Origin of the sequence: Serpentinicella sp. ANB-PHB4 (genome assembly GCF_031432315.1) — a bacterium.
In the GTDB taxonomy this organism is placed as follows: domain Bacteria; phylum Bacillota; class Clostridia; order Peptostreptococcales; family Natronincolaceae; genus Serpentinicella.
On record NZ_JAVKGO010000011.1, the window covers coordinates 1 to 18,456 of the forward strand.

Here is an 18,456-nt window from a genome sequence, read left to right on the forward strand (position 1 = left end):
GTATTTTCAATAAGTGCATTATTTTTTGAATAAAAAATGCTGGAGTGTTAACCACCCCAACATTTATTATAGAACCAAAATTTCTTGTGTAACAAGCTTACTTGAAAGAAGTACTATGGAAGCCCCTGGACCAGGATGGACGGAGTTTCCTACAAAATATAAATTTTTGATGGTGTCTGACTTTAAATGGGGTCTAAAGTAATTGGTTTGCGTTAATGTTGGGCTTAGACCAAAGGCGGCACCGGCATAAGCATTGAATCGATTCTTTAAATCCTTTGGTGTTAGATAATTTTCGTATTCTATATGTTGTTCAATATCTTCTAGACCTTTTATATGTTTAAGGGCAGAAAGCACACTATTTCTTAAAGGCTGAATCGTATCTTCATCCCACTTTATATGGTCAAACAATAGGTTTGGAACTCTGACGACGACACTCAGACAATCGCCATTTGTTTTAGTCATGCTGTCATCGATTTTCGTTGGACAATAAATATAAAAAGAAGGGGCTACGGGAAGTTGTCCTGTAAAAGCGTAATTTATATTCTCTTTAAAGTCATTATTAATATAGATATTATGTACTGAAAGTTGAGGGTATTTTTTATTTAATCCTAAATAAATGGTAAAAGTAGCGCAGGAGTACTTCATTTCTTTTAATTTACTTGGTGTATATTTTCCTCTTTCAGAATCACTTTTTATAAGATATTCCATAGTATATGGAAAGTCTGCATTACTAATAACGATGTCGGCGTGAACAACTTCTTGTTGTTTAGATTTAATTCCAACGGCCTTTCCGTTTGAAATGATAATTTCTTCAACGTCATAATCTGTGTGGATTTCACCACCTAAATTTTCTATAACTTTTTCAAGGGCTTTAACATATGCATACATGCCACCTTTTATATGCCACAGTCCATAAAGCTGAGATATGACAGGAACTAAGGGGTAAATACTAGGTCCTTCGTATGGAGAAATGCCTACGTATAAAGCTTGATAGGATAGAAAATTTTGAAGCTTTTCATTTTTAACATACTTTGATATTAATTGATGAGCCGTAGATAGGGACTGGGTCTTTAATGCATTAATTAAAGTGGATGGCTTGAAAAAATCAGCTAGATCCTCAAAAGTCCTTTGTAAAAAGTGCTCATCGGCAACAAGGTATCTTTCATAGACTTCTGATAAAAACTGCATATAGCCTACGGCATCTTCTGTGGAGATGGATTCTAAGTTTTTGACTAATGTGGGTAAATCTCTATCAAAATCGTAGGAGCTGCCATCGGCATAAAAACTACGGTAGGTAGGTTCAACTTTCATAAACCCTAAGTAGTCTTTGTAATTTAAATTTGCATCTGAAAAGACTTCCTCATAAATTTCACGATTCATTAAAATAGAAGCGGTTAAGTCAAAGGTAAAAGGTCCTTGTTTTAACTGATTTGTTTTCCCACCTATTGTGTTTTCTTTTTCATATATTTTAACATGGTATCCTTGACTAAGTAGTCTTACAGCTGTTGCTAACCCACCTAGGCCAGACCCAATAATTAAAGCTAATTTTTTCATCACTTCACCTCAAGTTTATATATTGGTTATTATTTGTTTGGATATTGAAAGTTATGCTAACTTAAGGTGTTAAGTGAAATAAAGTTATAAGTATTTTATCAATCTATAGACTAAAATAGCTTTGATTCGATTTGGTCATATAGTACTTGAAAGTCTTTTGGATCTTCTACCTTTACATTCTTTTCTTTTAAATATTTCAATAGTTCTATTGGTAGGTTTTCTTGGGTTGTATTCATTTGGTTTGTGGTGATAAATTCGTTTATTAGCATCTGTTTTTCTTCTGTATTTAAATCCTCAAATTTTTTCATAAGTCATCACTTCTCCTTAATATAAAAAGATTACAAAAATGTATATACCCATTTTTATTCGTTACTCTCTATGAAAAAGAAAAAATATTAATTGTTAGTAGCAAGATTATATTATTGGTAAAACAGGAATTTAAATAAAAGTGTAGAATCAAATAAGGTAAGTACATAAGGAAATTGCTTGATTATATTTATTATAATAAAACCTTTCTTAATGTAATTATCTAAATTCAACACATAAAGAAAAGATGAGGAGAAATAAAATGCCTAAGAAAAAATACTATAGTGTAAGAAAAGGAAATAAAGTAGGGATATTTGAAACATGGCCTGAATGTCAGGCGTCTGTTAAGGGATACTCTGGGGCTGAATATAAAAGCTTTACAACCCTTGAAGAGGCAAAGGCTTATATGGAAAATGTGACTCAAAAGGTAGCGGAAATTAACGTAGATCAAATAAATGAGGATGAAATGATTGCTTATGTAGATGGAAGCTATGAAAATAGTATTGGGTATTATAGTTATGGAGGGGTTACTTTCTTTAAAGGAGAAAAGACAACCTTTTCTGGAAGGGGAAATGATAAAGGGTTGTTAGATATGAGAAATGTAGCAGGAGAGCTTCTAGGTGCAAAGGCAGCCATGGATTATGCCTTGCAGGTTAATGCTAAGCGATTGTATCTTCATTATGACTATGAGGGCATTGAAAAATGGGCAACGAAATCATGGAAGGCGAATAAAGATGGCACTAAGGAATACCAAGCTTATTATGATGAAATATCAAAGGATTTAGAAGTGAAATTTATTAAAGTGAAGGCCCATTCAGGAGATAAATATAACGAAGAGGTAGATCAGTTAGCAAAAGATGCTTTGTTGGGCAAATAAGTTTAGTAAACCCGAGATCCTTGGCTTCATTTTGTCATTCCCCTCTGTGTAAGCGACTGACACGAAACTTCTCTTCGGTCATCTGCTTATGAGCGCTAGGGAAGAATCTCGGGTCTGAGAATATAATGAAAGTCAAAAACGAGATCCTTCGCCGGCTCAGGATGACACGAGAATTAGTTGGATAGGCGATAGGAGATAGGGGTTAGGAAAAGAAAATTCTTTTTGGTAATTTGCTTAAATTCGATATTCTTTCCTAGGCGCAGAATGATGCACAAATAAGTTTTAATTTGAATTAAGGAGAATATAGGTACCCAAACCTTTAGTATAAAAGCTAAAGGTTTTTCAATAGGAAAAGTTAATTAAGCTATTAGATCATCGTAACTTTTAAGGAGGGATTGTAGTGGGATATGAAATACTCATATTACCGGCATTATTAGGGCTTATACCTATAATCGGTTATTTAAGAAAAGAAAAAATTAGGGAGAAAATCGCATCCTTAGGAGGAGAAGTTATAAGTATTGAACGGAGAAATATTTTTACTGGAATAGGACCTTTTAAAATAGTTGGTAAAGGTAGGGTTGTGTACAGGATAGAGTATAGATTAAACGGCAGTACAGAAGAAGGCTGGGTGCGGTTTGGAGGGTTACTGGGACCAGATTGGCGACTTTAGGATGTTTAATTTAAAATATCTGTGGTATAACATCAGTAAGATGACTTTTATACCAAAATATTTTAAAAAGGAGTTGTTAATGTGTTTAAGAAGTATGGTGTAATCATTGGTTTGTGCCTGGCTTTAGTAATTTTTGCAACAGCATGCCAAGGTGATGAAGGAACAGATCAACCTTTGCCTGGTAATGGTCAAACAAATGGAGATACCGTAAATGGTGAAAATGGTGAAAATGGGGATGAAAGAGATAAAGAAGAGGAAATTGAACTTGAATATACTGAGGAAGGCATTATAAAGCCAGAGATTGCAGAAAAGATTATTGAAGAAAGAGCTACGGAAGTGATTGAGGCACTTAGAGATCAAGATGCCTATCTGCTATCCTATTTTGTTCACGAAGACAGAGGTGTACGATTTACCCCTTATACAAATGTTTCAGTAGAAGAGGACGTTGTCTTAAGTAAAGAAGAAATAGCTGAAATGTTTGAAAGTGAACAGGAATATATCTGGGGTCGTTATGATGGAAAGGGTAACGATATTGAGCTCACGCCATCAGAATACTATGAGGAGTTCATTTATACTGCTGACTTTGTCAACGCGGAGCAAATTGGTTATAACGAAATCTTAAGCAGTGGTAATATGTTAGAAAACCAATTCGAAGTTTATGATGATCCAATTATTGTAGAATATTACTTCCCAGGATTTGATGAAGACTATAAAGGAATGGATTGGTTAAGCTTAAGGTTAGTGTTCGAGCAAATGGATGATGAATGGTATTTAGTAGGAATCATTCACAATCAATGGACCATTTAAATAGATATTTATGAAAAACAAAATTAAAATTGAGTAAACTTTTGAGCTTCAGAGAAATCTGAAGCTCAATTTGTAATTGAAAAGTTTATAGTCATAGAATCAATTAGTAATAAAAATGGCTTTGGATTTCCTTTTATTATATAATAGTGGTATAGAACACATGAAAATATTAGTAAATTTTTAAAAATAATGAGAGTATCTTTATTAGAAAATAAAACCAGTTAAGGAGAAAAGACCGATGAGTGACTTGACCAATAAAACAGTAGGCTCTATACGTAAGTTTTTTAGTTTAAGAACCTTTTTTCTTTTAATTTCAATTTTAGCCCAGATGACTTTTATAATTGGGGTTATTTTGTGGTTCACAGAATACACTGCCTATTTTTATGGTTTTAGTTTGTTGTTAAGTTTAATTGCGTTTTTATGGGTAATGAATAGTAAAATTAATCCGGCTTACAAAATTGCATGGATCATACCCATTATGATGCTGCCTATTTTCGGTGGTCTTTTTTATCTATTTATAGGTAGAGGTAAAATTAAGCGTAAGACCGCAGCAAAAATGAAGGCCTACGAGTCCTTAACAGAAAAAGCATTGAGGGATGAGCGACTTAATACGGAAACCTATTTAGAAAATTTGGCATTATTAAATACGGATGCGTCTATACAGGCCCGTTACATTAATGACTATGCTGGTTATCCTATATATCCTGATCACGAAAGTGAGTATTTAGCCATTGGGGAGAAAAAATATGATCGTTTAATCGAAGCCTTGGAAAAGGCAGAAAAATATATCTTTATGGAATACTTTATTATAGAAGAAGGAATTATGTGGAATCGAATTCTAGAAATTTTACAGGAGAAAGCCCAAAACGGTGTAGATGTAAGGCTTATCTATGACGATGTGGGATGTCTTTTCACATTACCTAAAGGCTATGATAAAAAGCTTGAAGCTATGGGGATACAGTGCACTGTGTTTAATCCATTAAGAGGTATCATTTCTTTGCGATTAAATAATCGGGATCACAGAAAAATTACTGTAATTGATGGGCATACAGGCTTTACTGGAGGCATCAATCTAGCGGATGAATATATTAATGAGATCGTGAAGTTTGGACATTGGAAGGATACGGCAATCATGCTTAAAGGCCCTGCGGTTTGGAACTTAACCGTAATGTTTTTAACAATGTGGGATTATCTTCGAGGCGTAGAAGAGGATTTTAATCAATTTAAGCCAAACTTTGTTGATTTTACCAAAGATACTATAGCTAGTAAAGACTTAGGTAGAGGCTATGTTCAGCCTTTTGCTGACAGTCCTTTAGACAATGAATCTGTTGGAGAAACCGTATATCTAAATTTAATTTACAAAGCGAAAAAGTCGGTTTATATTACAACCCCTTATTTAATTATTGCAAATGAAATGGTAACAGCCCTTTGTGCTGCTGCAAAGGGAGGCGTAGACGTACGGATTATTACTCCACATAAATGGGATAAACGCTTAGTTCATACGGTTACAAGAACCTATTACAAAACCTTAGTGGAAAATGGCGTAAAAATATATGAATATACCCCTGGGTTTATGCACTCAAAAACCTTTGTTGTGGATGGGACTTATGGTGTTGTTGGTACAATAAATATGGACTATCGTAGTCTGTACTTACATTTTGAATGTGGGGTATGGATGGTGAATACACCAAGTGTACAGGAACTAAAATCTGACTTTTTGGAGACTTTAAAAGTATGTCAACAAATTACTAAAAAAGATTTTTCTAAAGAACGTTGGTATACAATAATTAAAGGATCGATACTTCGAGTGTTCTCACCGATTTTATAAGTGGTTGGTTCATATGAGAGGAGTTTTGTATTGAAAGAAGTAACTGCAGCGATTATACAGAAGGAAGATAAAACTTTAATAGCAAGAAGGGGAAAAGGTGAAAAATTAGCTGGTAAATGGGAGTTTCCCGGAGGTAAAATCGAAAAAGGGGAAACGCCACAGGCCTGTTTGAAACGGGAAATTAAAGAAGAGTTAAATGTGGAAATTAAAGTAGGAGATTATTTTGGTGAAAGTATTTATGAAGATATAAAGCTAATGGCATATTTGGCAAATGTGGAAAAAGGAGAAGTAAGTTTAACCGTACACGATGAGGTGAAGTGGGTAAGGAATAAAGAATTAACGAATTTTGATTTTGCACCGGCGGATATACCTTTTATAAAGAAGTTGATAGCCCAATGAATATATAGAAAAAACTAAGGGGGATAAACCATGGATCATGATGTAAAAAGATATTTACATTTCAACCTTAAAGTAGCAACATTTCTTTTAGCGAGCATGGTACTAATTGTGGTTTATAAGTCGGATATGGATTCGACATTTAGATTAATGCGGGAAGCAAACAGGGTATTGTTAAAAGCGTTCCCTGCTTTTATGCTATATGTGGTGCTTGTAACGATCTGTATTAAAATTAGAACAAGACGAGGGGATTAGAAGGCAGGGTTTAATACCTATGTCTTTTTTGTTTGTGTAATAAAAAGCGCAGGGTTATATTGTTTAAGAAACCTTCGAATGAATTCGAAGCTACGAAGAGAAAAAGATTGATGTAAGAAATCGTCGAATGAATTCGAAGCTACAGGGAGATAGAAAGAAAAGATAGTAACGAAAGTCAAAATCGAGATCCTTTGCAAGCCCAGGATGACAAAAGAATCAGTTGGAAAGTTAGACAGGTGACAGGGGTAGAGAAATCAAAAGAGTAATTACAAAGTTAAACCCGAGATCCTTCGTAAGCTCTGGATGACAGAAGAATCAGTTGGAAAGTTAGACAGGTGATAGGGGATAGAGAAATCAACAGAGTAATTACAAAGTCAAAATCGAGATCCTTCGCAAGTTCAGGATGATAATAAAAAATAAATTAATGAAGAAAAGGGTCACTTGTGGGGTATATAGAATATAAATATTAGCTTGATAAAGTATAGAATTGGGGTTTATGACATGAACATTATTGAAAAAGCGAAAGAGTGGCAGGGACTCATTTTAGAAAGACCCTACATATCACCGGAATTACAATCGCTAAAAGGACCAGTGCTCCTTCACATTAGCGACACGCCCAGAGAGATTCATCGTTATATTGTTCGGTTAGTAGAGATATTACAGCCGGATTATATTATACACACTGGGGATCTGGTAGATGACATAAAGTTAGAACAGTTGCCACATTACATAGATGAGTATAAAAAACTTGCAAGTATATTTATACAGCAGTTAGAGGCTGTAACAGATGCTAAAACTTATTATGCGATGGGAAACCATGATCGCTATCAAGTTATTAAATCTATTTCAAAAAAAGGCATACCAATAACAAATGGTCATATACAGATAGAGGGAATAAATTTTTATATCAATCACTATCACACGGATGAAAAGGAACATATTGATTACTATCTCTACGGCCACAGTTTTGAGCCTAAGAGTTATAGAAAAGAAGATCACACTGGGTTAAATGGATTAGATATGATACATGTTTTAGACTTATCTACAAGGGAAATTTACACTTTGCCTTATCCCTTTGATACAGATTACTATAGAAAAATGGCTCGTAGAAAAATAGGACTTTAAGGAGGGAGTAAAAATGCTTTTTTTAAGGATGGGACCTCGACTATTATTTATACGGACAGAAGCTTTGGAAGCAGTAAAGAAATTTTTTCTAGAAGAAATGCAAGGAAAAGAAACAGCGTTTATGAAAGGGATGGAAGATGCGACAGAAGAGAGTAGTCTGATTTTTTTAACGGATACTACCCCAGTTAAAACAGATATAGGGGATGCAAAGGCTATTATTATTGTAAATCAACCAGCATCAGTGTGTCTTGCAACTATTATTAACAGTCAAATTGCTGCTTTGGTAAAAAAGGTAGATATGGGACCATCATCAATCATAATGAGAACAGTAGGAAATAAAAGCAGTGTAGTAAAACAGATTGCTAACCGTTTTGATGGAAGAGATCTTTCTTTAGAAGCGGCGGTTAACCAAGGGGAGCAGGGAGATACGATTTTGTTTTTAACAACAAAGCAGTTATCCCGACGCTTATTAAGTAGTGATTTACTAGACACCCCCTTATTACTTCCTTATCCTGCTCAAAAAGTTTTTAGAAGTTTAGGCAGCGAAGGTATTTTATACATTACCCAAAGTCTTGAAGAACGAAAGTGGTATGAGTTAAGGATCAATATCTATGATACAAAAGAGAAGTACCAAGAGCATTATGATAGGTTAAATTATGTATTATCACAATTAGAGGTAGGAATGGTGCTTGAAGAAGGTTGGACTAGGGATCACGCCTTAGCAATGTTTTCTGTGCTAGCTTATCAAATTCGATTATTTACTTTTTATAAGCCGGAAGAGATAAAAAGAATATTACTTGGTTTAGAGTATGATCATGAAGGCAATAGGTTAGCAGATTTTGATTTATATTATAGAAATAAAAAGGTTTCTTGGGTAGATATAGATAAAAAAAGAGAGAAGCGCAATAAAGTGAAAGAAGGAATAAAGTATAGGAGAGAGCTTGTTGATAATTTATCTCCAGAGGATAGAGAAAAACTAATGGAACTAGAACAGGAACTTTATAGTGAATCATAAAAAGCAATCGGTTTTTTAGCCGATTGCTTTTTGTATAGATTATCTACTTAAAGATTTACCTTTTGAAAGTTTTAAAACGGTTCTAAGTTTTACAGGGTTTCCGTACATAAGGGTTCCCATACGATAGATTTTTGATGCAAGATAGCCAATTAAAGCTGTAGTGATCGCTAAAATGGATAACGAAGCAATAACCTCTAAAGTAGATACGGTTCCCATTGATACCCGTACAAACATGGCCATAAAAGAACTAAAAGGTACAAAGGATGCTATTTTTAGAACCATCCCTTCAGTATTTTGCATACCTGTCATAGAGACAATAAATACTGCGACAAAAATCAATGTAATAGGGGTGGAACTTGTATTAACGTCTTCAGTTCTAGAAACCAATGCACCAAGGGCACCAAAGATAAATAGATAGAATAAGTAACCAAGAATACCAAAGGCAGAGAACGACAATAGTGTACTACCAGGTATTTTAAATACAAAGTCTAAACTGTTATCCCAAGCCGCTGCATTTAGATTGTAAGCCGTGATTCCAGTTAAAATAACTAATCCAAACTGGCATATACCAGCAAGGGCACCAGCAATAACTTTACCGAAAATTAAATGGGTGCTGTCCGTACTTGTAATAAGGACTTCCATTGCACGATTACTTTTTTCACTAGCAACAGAGGTTGCAATAATTTGACCATATATAATAATTAAAAAGTATAATCCAAATACTAGAATGTAGGTGTACATATAATTACTTGCACTATCAGTACCTAATACAACTGTATCTTGTTGTTCAATATGAACAGATATAATACCTTCTACAGAGCTATATTCAATACCCATATCTTCAAATGCACTAATTCTATATGCTTCTGCTAGGGCAGATTCAAAGGCAAATGGATTCGTACCCATAAGTTCATTATTTTGAACAATGTGTTGATACTGAGTAGGTGATTCAATGATATAGCCCGCTTCGACTTCTCCAGAACGAATTTGTTCTTCTAGTTCTTCTTGGTTGTTAAATGCTACTAATTCTCCAGCAAAAAATCGTTGTTTTAAATCATCTACGTTAGTAATGCCACCTTTATTGATAAAACCGTAGGTTCTCCCAGAGGACGGAGGGTGTTCAGCTCCTTGGTCTTGGTCCATAGCAATTTCTTCATCCGACGAGCTGAAAAATGTATCTCTTATGGTAGGTGCGGACAGGCCTAGGGAAAGCAGTAAACATATAATTACCGTTGCGATAATAGCAGTTTTATTTTTAACTAAGTTTAAAAACTCAAATTTTGTTACAATTAAAAAATTTCTCATGAAGCGTCACCTACCTTTTTAACAAAAATGTCTTCTAGTGTTGGTTGATAAGTTGAAAACTTTTCGATGTCAATGTTAAGTTCTATTAAGGCTTTAAGAAGGTCTTGTTTCGTATTTTGACCCATCAGCTCTATAATAAGATAGTCTTTCTTTTCATCAACAACTGTAGCGATGTTACCTAATTTATTGTCAAATATCTCCTTTAGCTCATTACAGGATAAATTGACATCGCTTAAGGTTAGTCTGTTCATACCGTATTCTTTTTTAATTTCTTTTAAATCGCCTTTAAGAACAATTTCACCTTTATTTATAAGTGCAATATTTTCACAAAACTCTTCGATATAACCCATTTGGTGACTTGAGAAAATAAGTAATTTATTTTGCTGAATCAATTCTCTAATGATATCCTTTAAAATTTGTGAGTTTACAGGATCTAAACCACTGAATGGTTCGTCAAGAACAACAATATCCGGATTACAGATGAAGGTCTCTGCTAACTGAACTTTTTGCTGGTTTCCTTTTGACAGGGTTTCTAGTTTTTTGTTTTTATGTTCTTCTACCCCAAGTCGCTTTAACCAATATAATGCATTTTCTTTTGCTTCTTTACTAGTTAGACCTCTAAGTTGACCAAAATAAACTAATTGCTCAAGGACCTTTTGTTTAGGATATAGGCCACGTTCTTCAGGCAAATAGCCAATTTGGTGTTCTTTAGGTACAAATTTTTTACCATTAAGAAGAATTTCCCCGCTGTTACCACTAAACAAATCCATAAGAATTCTAATGGTTGTCGTCTTACCAGCACCATTTCTACCTAAAAAGCCTAGTGCCTTTCCACTTTCAATGGTAAAGGATATACCATGAAGTACTTCTGTGTCAGAAAAACTTTTACGAAGGTTTTTTACCTCAAGTTTCATAATGCACCTCTCATTCATAAATTTTACTATGCTGCATAAAGGAAGCTTGTCATAAAATTAACAATGACCCACTAAATTATACCATATTTTAAATATAATGCGTGTGTAAAAATAATAAATTTATCACTTTTAATCTTCCCAAAATAGATCATCCAAGGTTTTGGATAATGCCTTGCATATTGCCAAACAAAGCTTTAAAGTTGCGTTGTACTTTCCTAACTCAATCAAACCAATGGTTTGTCTTGTAACACCAACAATATTAGAAAGCTCTTCTTGGGACAAATCATTTTCTACGTTCTATATATAACGCATTTTGAATATTATTTTATGTTACCCATAAAGCGTGCTAGTGTAACGTGGTCATAGATCTTTTTCTATGGAAAATACTAATTGAGTTACCTGTACGTTTATAAGAATAACATTAGCAAATATTAATTAATATGTTAATTTTAACGATAGCTGGGTATGTAATTAATAAGATAGCTAAATACAACACGTATTTAGCTTTATTGATTAAATATCGGATAAATAAAAAAAGGAGGGCTATTATGAACAAAGAGATTTTAAAAGGAAAATGGAATCAGTTAAAAGGTAGTGCAAAGAAAAAATGGGGCGAGCTTACAGATGATGACTTGAACCAGATTGAAGGCAGTGGTGAAAAGTTAGTAGGAAAAATACAAGAAAAATACGGAAAAAATCTAGAAGAAGCCGAACAAGAAGTGGAACTTTGGTTATCAGAAAATGATGATAGAGGCGTATAAAACAATTTATATAACATAAGAATTTGTTTTATATGATGACGGAAATCTAAAGAAAGGATGATATGATGAATAAACAAGAGCTAAAGGGTAAATGGACACAGTTAAGAGGACGAGCTAAAGAAAAATGGGGTAAGTTAACTGAAAACGAGCTAGATCAAATAGAAGGTAGTGTAGATAGATTAGTTGGAAAAATCCAAGAGATCTATGGAAAAACGAAAAAAGAAGTTCAAGAAGAAGTGGATACATGGCTATCAGAGCAAGAGGATGAAAAATAAAATTAGTGCAATAAAGATTAATGCTAAATGCTAGCTTAGTGCATAAAGAGATGTGATATCCCTTAATGGAATGACAATCTAAGTATTGCACTAAGGCTAGTAAATCCAGCAGGTTCGTACAATATAATAACGAACTATGCTGGATTTTTGAATGACAGCATATAACATTTATACCAATTTATTTACATAGATTAAATAAAGCTGTTTAGATATAATTGAGAATGGGTATCAATTAGACAAGTAGTAAGATACTTTAATAAAAAATAAATTTTACCTAAGAATATAAATGAGTGATAATGAAAGAAGGGTGATGATATGCAAGGTTTGTTATATAGTTTTTTAGCAGGTGTTTCTACAACACTAGGGGTTATTGTACTTATCATTTTCGGTAAGCCAAATAACAAAGTATTATCGACGCTATTAGGTTTTGCAGGGGGGATTATGCTAGCAATTTCAGTTTTTGAGCTAATGCCTGAAGCAGTAGAATTTGGTTCCATGACCACCGCAATTATAGGATTTTTACTTGGTGCTGGCATGATGTTCATATTAGACAAGCTAGTTCCTCACTCTCATATGTCTGACAGTGATGAATTGGTTACTGAAAATGAAGAAAATCTAAAATCAGTAGACAGTCCAATGCTAAGGGTAGGATACCTAGTTTTATTTGGTATTGCCCTACACAACTTACCTGAGGGATTAGCAATTGGTGCGGGACTTGAAGCAAGTCCGGAATTAGGGTTATTTATTGCTGTGGCTATAGCACTGCATAATATACCAGAAGGATTAGCAATTGCAGGACCTTTAAAGGCTGGTGGGCTTTCTTCAGGAAAAATATTCTTATTTACCCTTATTGCAGGGTTAATGACACCGCTAGGAACAGCAATTGGATTGATATTCTTTAAAATTTCTCCAGTATTCGTAGGAGGTTCTTTAGCTTTTGCAGCAGGGGCAATGATTTATATTGTAAATGATGAGTTAATTCCTCAAGCCAATGCCATGAGTAGTCATTGGAGTAATACCGGATTAATTGTTGGTTTGCTTTTAGGTTTTGCATTATTGTAAGTTCAGAGAAAAGCTTGAAAATCCAGTCTATCGGTAGACTGGATTTTTTTTGTTAGATTTTTATATTGAGGCAGTCAATATTATTACTTAAATATAGGGTCCAGGACCTATAATCAAAAACAATTTTCTTACATATTATGTAATTACATTAATAAATATATTAGAGTATGTTTTATGATTGTAACTAAATATGTGAGGTTATGCCTATGAAATGTAAAAGTAATAGGGATTATATAAATTGTTTAGGTGAATTTTCCTGTCCTGGCTTAGAATCAACTTTTTTTCAACAAGATATGCAAAAGTCATTACGTTTTATAAAACCGATTATTTTAATCTTAGGAATTTTAAATACATTATTTTTAATACCTGATTACTTTCTTATTCAAAACAAGATGTCTTTTTTATGGATTGCTACTGTGCGTATATGCTTTGTTTTGTTGGTAATAGGATTGTTTTTAAGACTGAATAAAATAAATAATTTAAAAATATTATCCTACTTGATTACATCTTATGAAATTATATGTGCCTTTTTGTTTTTATTTGTATTTTATATGTATGAGTCACCTAATTTTCTAATACAGTCTTTTGGCGTAATGGTTATTATTATTGCGATATATATGGTGCCAAATAGATGGATTCACATGATTGGGGTGTCATCATTTATTACAGTATGTTTTTTAGTGACATCAAAGTATAGAGTCGATAATATCAAATTATCAGAGCTCTCAGCTGTTATCGTATATTTAGTAATTGTAATTTTGCTTAGCAGTATTATTGCCTTTAGAAATCAACATGCAAAAAGATCCCAATATTTACACAGTAAAGAGCTTGAAAGACTCTCTACAACGGATCACTTATCTGGGGCATACAACCGAGCTAAGTTAGACGAAGAGCTAAAAAAATGGGTTATGTACGCTAAGGTTTATAATACGCCATTATCTCTTATTATTTTTGACTTTGACAATTTTAAAAGAATAAATGATACTTATGGTCATCTATGTGGTGATGAAGTGATCGTAGAGACGGCAAAATTGGTTAGAAACAGCATTCGAGACATTGACATTTTTGCTAGGTGGGGTGGTGAGGAATTTATTATTTTACTACCTCATATGAAAAAAGAGCGTGGAAAAATTATGGCTGAACGATTGAGACAAAAAATAGCAGACTACGACTTTCCAAAAGTGGGGCATGCAACATGTAGTTTTGGCGTTGCAGAGCTTTGTCTTCAAGAGGATATTAATAGTTGGTTAAGACGAGCCGATGAGCAGCTGTATAAGGCAAAAAACACAGGCAAGAACATTGTTAAAGCCTAATTGGTGGAATTACCGTTTAAAATAATTTCTGACCGGGTATGTGAGTACTAAGGCGGTGATTCGATGACAACAAAAAATCAAACAACGATACCTTCTTTTTGGATATCACTTGTTCCTTTTATTGTAATGGGGCTCTCTTTGGGGGTATCTGTATTTTTATACGATACAGAACCCCACTCTTCTTTAATATTAGGAACAATAACTGTAGCCGCCATAGGATACTACTACAACCACTCATGGGATCAAATTGAAAAGAGCATCGTTTCAAGTATTTCAAGAGCAATATCTGCTATAATTATTTTATTAATTATTGGTATGCTCATTGGTACTTGGATTGCCAGTGGTGTTGTACCAGCTTTGATGTACTATGGGTTTTATGTATTTAGTGAAACATGGTTTTTACCTTCTATATTAGTACTTTGTAGTTTCATATCTGTGGTTACCGGGAGTTCCTGGACAACTGCTGGAACAATTGGTGTAGCAGCAATAGGGATAGGCCAAGGGCTGGGTATTCCTGCACATATAATTGCCGGTGCAGTTGTATCCGGTGCCTTCTTTGGAGACAAGCTATCCCCTTTATCTGATTCTACTAATTTAACTCCTTCTTTACTAAAAGTAGATTTATACGAACATATAAAGCATATGCTCTATACGACGGTACCTAGCTTTGTAATAGCACTAATTTTATATGCAATCATAGGCATATTTTTTATAGAAGGTGGGAATGGGATTGATGTAAGCGATTACCAAAGTGCCATTGCAGAAAACTTTAGGTTATCCTATTGGTTGATAATCCCTCCAGCAGCAGTGGTAACACTTATCTTATTTAAAGTGCCTGCAATTCCAAGTCTGGCTGTTGGTGTGCTACTTGGAAGTATGGTTCAAATCATCGCACAAGGAAGTAATCTAGGAGAGGTTTTTGAAACACTATATCATGGTGTAGAGATCTCTACAGGGTGGGATGAAATGGACGAGTTATTATCTCGTGGTGGCATGTCCAGTATGTACTCTGTTGTCGCTCTTGCAATAGTGGCCTTGCCCTTTGGTGGACTAATGAACGACACAGGAATGCTAAGTGCTATCGTTTCCAAAATGACGGCTTTTTTAAATACTCGTGGACCATTAGTTCTAACAACGGCTCTAACATCTATTTTTATTAATATTTTTGGAGCGAATCAATATCTAGCAGTTATTCTTCCAGGACAAATGTATGAAGAACATTATAAAAAACTAGATTTACATAATAAAAACTTAACTAGGGCATTAGAGGGTGGAGGAACTTTAACAGCGCCCCTTATTCCATGGAATAGTAGTGGTGCATTTATGCTATCTGTACTTGCGGTAGACCCACTAAAATATGCCCCCTATGCCTTTGTCTGTTGGTTAACTTTTATTGTTGCTACAGCATTTGCATACTTTAATGTAACCATGGAAAAACAATCACCAAAAACAGAAGAAAACACCACATAATTTAGGGTGGTGTTTTCAACATCTCAGTACAGTTTACCAAAATCCAGGTCTTCTGAATCTTGGACCCCTAAAAGGTCTACGCCATATGGCCGCTAGGGTTAAGAACCATAAAAGCAAACTACTACCACCAAATAAAAACTGTTTTTCAATCTTGGATTGTGGTGTTGTAGAAGAATCAGTATTTAGCACTTCTTTTACCAGTTCGATTCTTTGTCTTGTAAAATCGTTAACAAATCCATCCATTTGAGATAATGCATCTAAATTTTTAATATGCGATTGTAGTTCACTTTGAGATACTTCATTTTTTGTCACTAGTATTTCATTAAAAAGGTCATAGTCAGATAAGTCTCCGTATTGGGTCATGAAATCATTAAATTCTCCTATGTGCTCACTTGGAATCATAATGAAGTCTAAAGCGTAATCTCCTTTGTTATTAATAATTTCCGGCATATAATCACCCCATCAAATTTTTTCCTTTTGCAGTAATACACTATGTGTATACCTTGAAAATGTGACAAGGTGAAAAAAAGAATGCAAGCATGCAAACTTAAAAGCTAATTTAAATAGGTGGATTCTAAAAAAACAATTAGCATCAATCACAAAAAACTACGACAAGAATAAAATGAATAATGCTGAAGATGGGGTGATGTTTTTGGAAATGTCGACTATTATTAACAGCGTTATTTCATTATTTATGCTTATGTTGATTGGTGCATATGGTAAGGTAAGAAATATTATTACGGATCACGTCAATAAAGGGTTGATAGAGATATTACTAAATATAACCCTACCATTAATGATTGTTTCTTCCTTTGTGCTTACCTATGACGATAGTGTTAAAGACAATGTGGCAAAAATGTTTGCCTATAGTTTCTTAGCTTATATCATTATGGGTATTTTTTCGTTTCATTTTTTATTACCAGTAAAAAAGGATAAAAAAACGATACTGCAGTTTTCTAATGTGTTTCCTAATATCGGGTATGTAGGATTTCCAATATTAAATACACTGTTCGGTGCTGAAGCTGTACTCTATGGGTCTATTTTTAATATGTTTTTTTCTATATATTTATGGACATATGGAATCATAATTTTTAAGGGAGATTTTAAGTGGAAAGATGCGGGAAGTGAAATGCTCAAGCTTACTAGAAATCCATCTGTTTTAGCTGTGGTTTTTGGTGTCATATTAATGACAACGAATATTTCTTTGCCAGCCTTTTTAAATATAAGTATTGAAGCAGTAGGAAGTATGACAGGTCCTTTAGCAATGATGATTATTGGAGTAATTCTTACAAATGTAAAATTTGGGTCTTACATGAAAGATTGGACATTATACTATGGCATACTGCTTAAGTTAATAATAATGCCCTTAACACTATATCTGTTATTTAAGATCGTGGGGGATGATTCAATTGTTGCAAAAACAGTAATTCTTCTTTCTGCAATGCCATCGGCGATAATGACATCTATATTTGCGGAGCGTTTTAAAAAGGAAGAAGCATATGCAGCAGTTATGGTATTTTCGACAACACTACTATCTATTTTAACCTTGCCCTTAATTATAGCCTTAGTTATTAACTAAATATTGAATGGTAGATAAAGAGAGACTACTATGTATCATAGTAGTCTCTCTTAGTCTTTCACATATATATACTATCTTCTGGGGAGGAACGATAGATTAAATAAAGCTGTTTAATAAAACAATTAAATTTTCTATTGCGGTAATAACATCTTCTTCTGAGTCAAAAGTAGTCTGTATTGCTTCTTGGACTACTTCGCGAAGCTCTTGTAGATCCTCATTATTTTGCTCAGGGGTATCCTTTTCTTCATAGTCACTATTATCTTCAACTTTAAGTTCTTTGTCTATACCTTCTACATCGGATTGTTTTTCATCAACGATTTCATCTTCCGGTAGTTGCTCCTTACTGTCTTGTTCAACTATGTCTTGATCTTCCTTATCTTCCACTGATTCATCATCAACGATTTCAGTGTCATCAAGTTCAACGGTACCACCTCTAAGCTCAATTAACCTAGAGATAACATCAAAAGCAGGCGTATGTCTAACGTTATGAATTGCTCTTTGCAAACCATTTAAACCGTTGTTTGATTTAGCCTTTTTCGGCTGTCTATCCTGAAAATCTGGTTCGTTAATAGGAGTAGTTTCGTCGTCACCTTGAATCACGTCTTTTACTTCGTCTATTTCTTGGACTTCTTCGTTTGCTTCTTGAACTTCTTTATCTAATTCTGATATTATGTCTTCATCTAAAATTTCATCGTTTTCCTCTAACGCTAGGGTATTAACTTGTGCTGTAGTTTCAACATTGGCTACTTCATCAGGAGTTGTTTGAGTTCTTTGAAGGCCTACTGCTCTTGCATGACTTGGTGGGCCAGGTTGTTTTGCAGCGTTCCCTCTACCATTACCCCTACCATTATTGGCAAATGCACTAGAAGAAAGGATTAACGTAAAAATCAAGGTAAATATAAGTATCTTAGCTGACTGACTTCTGTTGTTCATTTATAACACCT

The 18,456-nt window shown here is 34.1% G+C and carries 21 protein-coding genes; 14 read left to right on the top strand and 7 right to left on the bottom strand.

Annotated elements, in window-relative coordinates:
• Positions 1-66 precede the first annotated feature (66 nt).
• Positions 67-1,554: a phytoene desaturase family protein gene (locus RH915_RS08950; protein ID WP_310479447.1), complete on the bottom strand. Its 1,488-nt coding sequence runs from the start codon at positions 1,552-1,554 to the stop codon at positions 67-69.
• Positions 1,555-1,664: 110 nt separating this feature from the next.
• Complete coding sequence (locus tag RH915_RS08955) at positions 1,665-1,862, bottom strand: hypothetical protein (protein ID WP_310479450.1); 198 nt, start codon at positions 1,860-1,862, stop codon at positions 1,665-1,667.
• Between the two features lie 260 nt (positions 1,863-2,122).
• Here RH915_RS08955 and RH915_RS08960 point away from each other — a divergent pair, with 260 nt between their 5' ends.
• The 8 genes from RH915_RS08960 (at position 2,123) to RH915_RS08995 (ending at position 8,833) form a co-directional block, all read left to right on the top strand.
• Complete coding sequence (locus RH915_RS08960; RefSeq protein WP_310479453.1) at positions 2,123-2,737, top strand: ribonuclease H family protein; 615 nt, start codon at positions 2,123-2,125, stop codon at positions 2,735-2,737.
• Positions 2,738-3,137: 400 nt separating this feature from the next.
• Positions 3,138-3,407, top strand: coding sequence for a hypothetical protein (locus RH915_RS08965; RefSeq protein ID WP_310479455.1), 270 nt, complete (start codon positions 3,138-3,140; stop codon positions 3,405-3,407).
• Positions 3,408-3,488: 81 nt separating this feature from the next.
• Positions 3,489-4,214: a hypothetical protein gene (locus tag RH915_RS08970; protein WP_310479457.1), complete on the top strand. Its 726-nt coding sequence runs from the start codon at positions 3,489-3,491 to the stop codon at positions 4,212-4,214.
• Positions 4,215-4,452: 238 nt separating this feature from the next.
• Positions 4,453-6,042 carry a cardiolipin synthase gene (cls, locus tag RH915_RS08975; protein ID WP_331618380.1) on the top strand — a complete coding sequence of 530 codons (1,590 nt, stop codon included), beginning with the start codon at positions 4,453-4,455 and terminating at the stop codon, positions 6,040-6,042.
• Between the two features lie 30 nt (positions 6,043-6,072).
• A complete protein-coding gene (locus RH915_RS08980; RefSeq protein ID WP_310479460.1) occupies positions 6,073-6,441 on the top strand; it encodes a (deoxy)nucleoside triphosphate pyrophosphohydrolase in 369 nt (122 codons plus the stop codon).
• Positions 6,442-6,471: 30 nt separating this feature from the next.
• Positions 6,472-6,693, top strand: a complete 222-nt coding sequence (locus RH915_RS08985) for a hypothetical protein (RefSeq protein WP_310479461.1) — start codon at positions 6,472-6,474, stop codon at positions 6,691-6,693.
• A 501-nt stretch (positions 6,694-7,194) separates the two neighbouring features.
• On the top strand, positions 7,195-7,818 hold the full coding sequence (locus tag RH915_RS08990; RefSeq protein WP_310479462.1) for a metallophosphoesterase: 624 nt from the start codon (positions 7,195-7,197) through the stop codon (positions 7,816-7,818).
• 13 nt (positions 7,819-7,831) lie between these two features.
• Positions 7,832-8,833, top strand: coding sequence for a hypothetical protein (locus RH915_RS08995; protein WP_310479463.1), 1,002 nt, complete (start codon positions 7,832-7,834; stop codon positions 8,831-8,833).
• A gap of 39 nt (positions 8,834-8,872) precedes the next feature.
• Here RH915_RS08995 and RH915_RS09000 read toward each other — a convergent pair whose 3' ends face one another.
• The 3 genes from RH915_RS09000 to RH915_RS09010 form a co-directional block, all read right to left on the bottom strand.
• Positions 8,873-10,138: an ABC transporter permease gene (locus tag RH915_RS09000; protein ID WP_310479465.1), complete on the bottom strand. Its 1,266-nt coding sequence runs from the start codon at positions 10,136-10,138 to the stop codon at positions 8,873-8,875.
• Entirely contained in the window at positions 10,135-11,052 is a 918-nt protein-coding gene (locus RH915_RS09005) for an ABC transporter ATP-binding protein (protein WP_310479467.1), read from the bottom strand. The genes RH915_RS09000 and RH915_RS09005 overlap by 4 nt, the downstream gene beginning before the upstream one ends.
• Before the next feature lie 129 nt (positions 11,053-11,181).
• Positions 11,182-11,334 carry a helix-turn-helix transcriptional regulator gene (locus RH915_RS09010; protein ID WP_310479468.1) on the bottom strand — a complete coding sequence of 51 codons (153 nt, stop codon included), beginning with the start codon at positions 11,332-11,334 and terminating at the stop codon, positions 11,182-11,184.
• A gap of 266 nt (positions 11,335-11,600) precedes the next feature.
• Here RH915_RS09010 and RH915_RS09015 point away from each other — a divergent pair, with 266 nt between their 5' ends.
• The 5 genes from RH915_RS09015 (at position 11,601) to nhaC (ending at position 15,933) form a co-directional block, all read left to right on the top strand.
• The gene (locus RH915_RS09015; protein WP_310479472.1) at positions 11,601-11,813 is read left to right on the top strand and encodes a CsbD family protein; all 213 of its coding nucleotides are present in this window, start codon (positions 11,601-11,603) and stop codon (positions 11,811-11,813) included.
• Positions 11,814-11,878: 65 nt separating this feature from the next.
• A complete protein-coding gene (locus RH915_RS09020; protein ID WP_310479474.1) occupies positions 11,879-12,088 on the top strand; it encodes a CsbD family protein in 210 nt (69 codons plus the stop codon).
• A gap of 315 nt (positions 12,089-12,403) precedes the next feature.
• Complete coding sequence (locus RH915_RS09025) at positions 12,404-13,150, top strand: ZIP family metal transporter (protein WP_310479477.1); 747 nt, start codon at positions 12,404-12,406, stop codon at positions 13,148-13,150.
• Positions 13,151-13,356: 206 nt separating this feature from the next.
• A complete protein-coding gene (locus RH915_RS09030; RefSeq protein ID WP_310479480.1) occupies positions 13,357-14,463 on the top strand; it encodes a GGDEF domain-containing protein in 1,107 nt (368 codons plus the stop codon).
• 63 nt (positions 14,464-14,526) lie between these two features.
• Positions 14,527-15,933 (top strand): Na+/H+ antiporter NhaC, encoded by a 1,407-nt coding sequence (gene nhaC / locus RH915_RS09035; protein ID WP_310479483.1) that lies wholly within the window; start codon positions 14,527-14,529, stop codon positions 15,931-15,933.
• Between the two features lie 33 nt (positions 15,934-15,966).
• Here the strand turns inward: nhaC and RH915_RS09040 are convergent, their stop codons facing one another.
• Positions 15,967-16,383 (bottom strand): hypothetical protein, encoded by a 417-nt coding sequence (locus RH915_RS09040; RefSeq protein WP_310479485.1) that lies wholly within the window; start codon positions 16,381-16,383, stop codon positions 15,967-15,969.
• Positions 16,384-16,591: 208 nt separating this feature from the next.
• Here RH915_RS09040 and RH915_RS09045 point away from each other — a divergent pair, with 208 nt between their 5' ends.
• Positions 16,592-17,512 carry an AEC family transporter gene (locus tag RH915_RS09045; protein ID WP_310479573.1) on the top strand — a complete coding sequence of 307 codons (921 nt, stop codon included), beginning with the start codon at positions 16,592-16,594 and terminating at the stop codon, positions 17,510-17,512.
• A 96-nt stretch (positions 17,513-17,608) separates the two neighbouring features.
• On the opposite strand, the gene RH915_RS09050 is transcribed toward RH915_RS09045, so the two are convergent.
• Positions 17,609-18,445, bottom strand: a complete 837-nt coding sequence (locus RH915_RS09050; RefSeq protein ID WP_310479487.1) for a hypothetical protein — start codon at positions 18,443-18,445, stop codon at positions 17,609-17,611.
• Positions 18,446-18,456 lie beyond the last annotated feature (11 nt).

Bases quoted from the DNA above. Each gene is read 5' to 3' on its own strand.
- nhaC (WP_310479483.1), top strand. From the start codon at position 14,527: ATGACAACAAAAAATCAAACAACGATACCTTCTTTTTGGATATCACTT.
- RH915_RS08955 (WP_310479450.1), bottom strand. From the start codon at position 1,862: ATGAAAAAATTTGAGGATTTAAATACAGAAGAAAAACAGATGCTAATA.
- RH915_RS09050 (WP_310479487.1), bottom strand. From the start codon at position 18,445: ATGAACAACAGAAGTCAGTCAGCTAAGATACTTATATTTACCTTGATT.
- RH915_RS09040 (WP_310479485.1), bottom strand. From the start codon at position 16,383: ATGCCGGAAATTATTAATAACAAAGGAGATTACGCTTTAGACTTCATT.
- RH915_RS09000 (WP_310479465.1), bottom strand. From the start codon at position 10,138: ATGAGAAATTTTTTAATTGTAACAAAATTTGAGTTTTTAAACTTAGTT.
- RH915_RS09005 (WP_310479467.1), bottom strand. From the start codon at position 11,052: ATGAAACTTGAGGTAAAAAACCTTCGTAAAAGTTTTTCTGACACAGAA.
- RH915_RS09025 (WP_310479477.1), top strand. From the start codon at position 12,404: ATGCAAGGTTTGTTATATAGTTTTTTAGCAGGTGTTTCTACAACACTA.
- RH915_RS08950 (WP_310479447.1), bottom strand. From the start codon at position 1,554: ATGAAAAAATTAGCTTTAATTATTGGGTCTGGCCTAGGTGGGTTAGCA.
- RH915_RS09015 (WP_310479472.1), top strand. From the start codon at position 11,601: ATGAACAAAGAGATTTTAAAAGGAAAATGGAATCAGTTAAAAGGTAGT.
- RH915_RS08985 (WP_310479461.1), top strand. From the start codon at position 6,472: ATGGATCATGATGTAAAAAGATATTTACATTTCAACCTTAAAGTAGCA.
- RH915_RS08990 (WP_310479462.1), top strand. From the start codon at position 7,195: ATGAACATTATTGAAAAAGCGAAAGAGTGGCAGGGACTCATTTTAGAA.
- RH915_RS08960 (WP_310479453.1), top strand. From the start codon at position 2,123: ATGCCTAAGAAAAAATACTATAGTGTAAGAAAAGGAAATAAAGTAGGG.
- RH915_RS09030 (WP_310479480.1), top strand. From the start codon at position 13,357: ATGAAATGTAAAAGTAATAGGGATTATATAAATTGTTTAGGTGAATTT.
- RH915_RS08995 (WP_310479463.1), top strand. From the start codon at position 7,832: ATGCTTTTTTTAAGGATGGGACCTCGACTATTATTTATACGGACAGAA.
- cls (WP_331618380.1), top strand. From the start codon at position 4,453: ATGAGTGACTTGACCAATAAAACAGTAGGCTCTATACGTAAGTTTTTT.
- RH915_RS09020 (WP_310479474.1), top strand. From the start codon at position 11,879: ATGAATAAACAAGAGCTAAAGGGTAAATGGACACAGTTAAGAGGACGA.
- RH915_RS09045 (WP_310479573.1), top strand. From the start codon at position 16,592: ATGTCGACTATTATTAACAGCGTTATTTCATTATTTATGCTTATGTTG.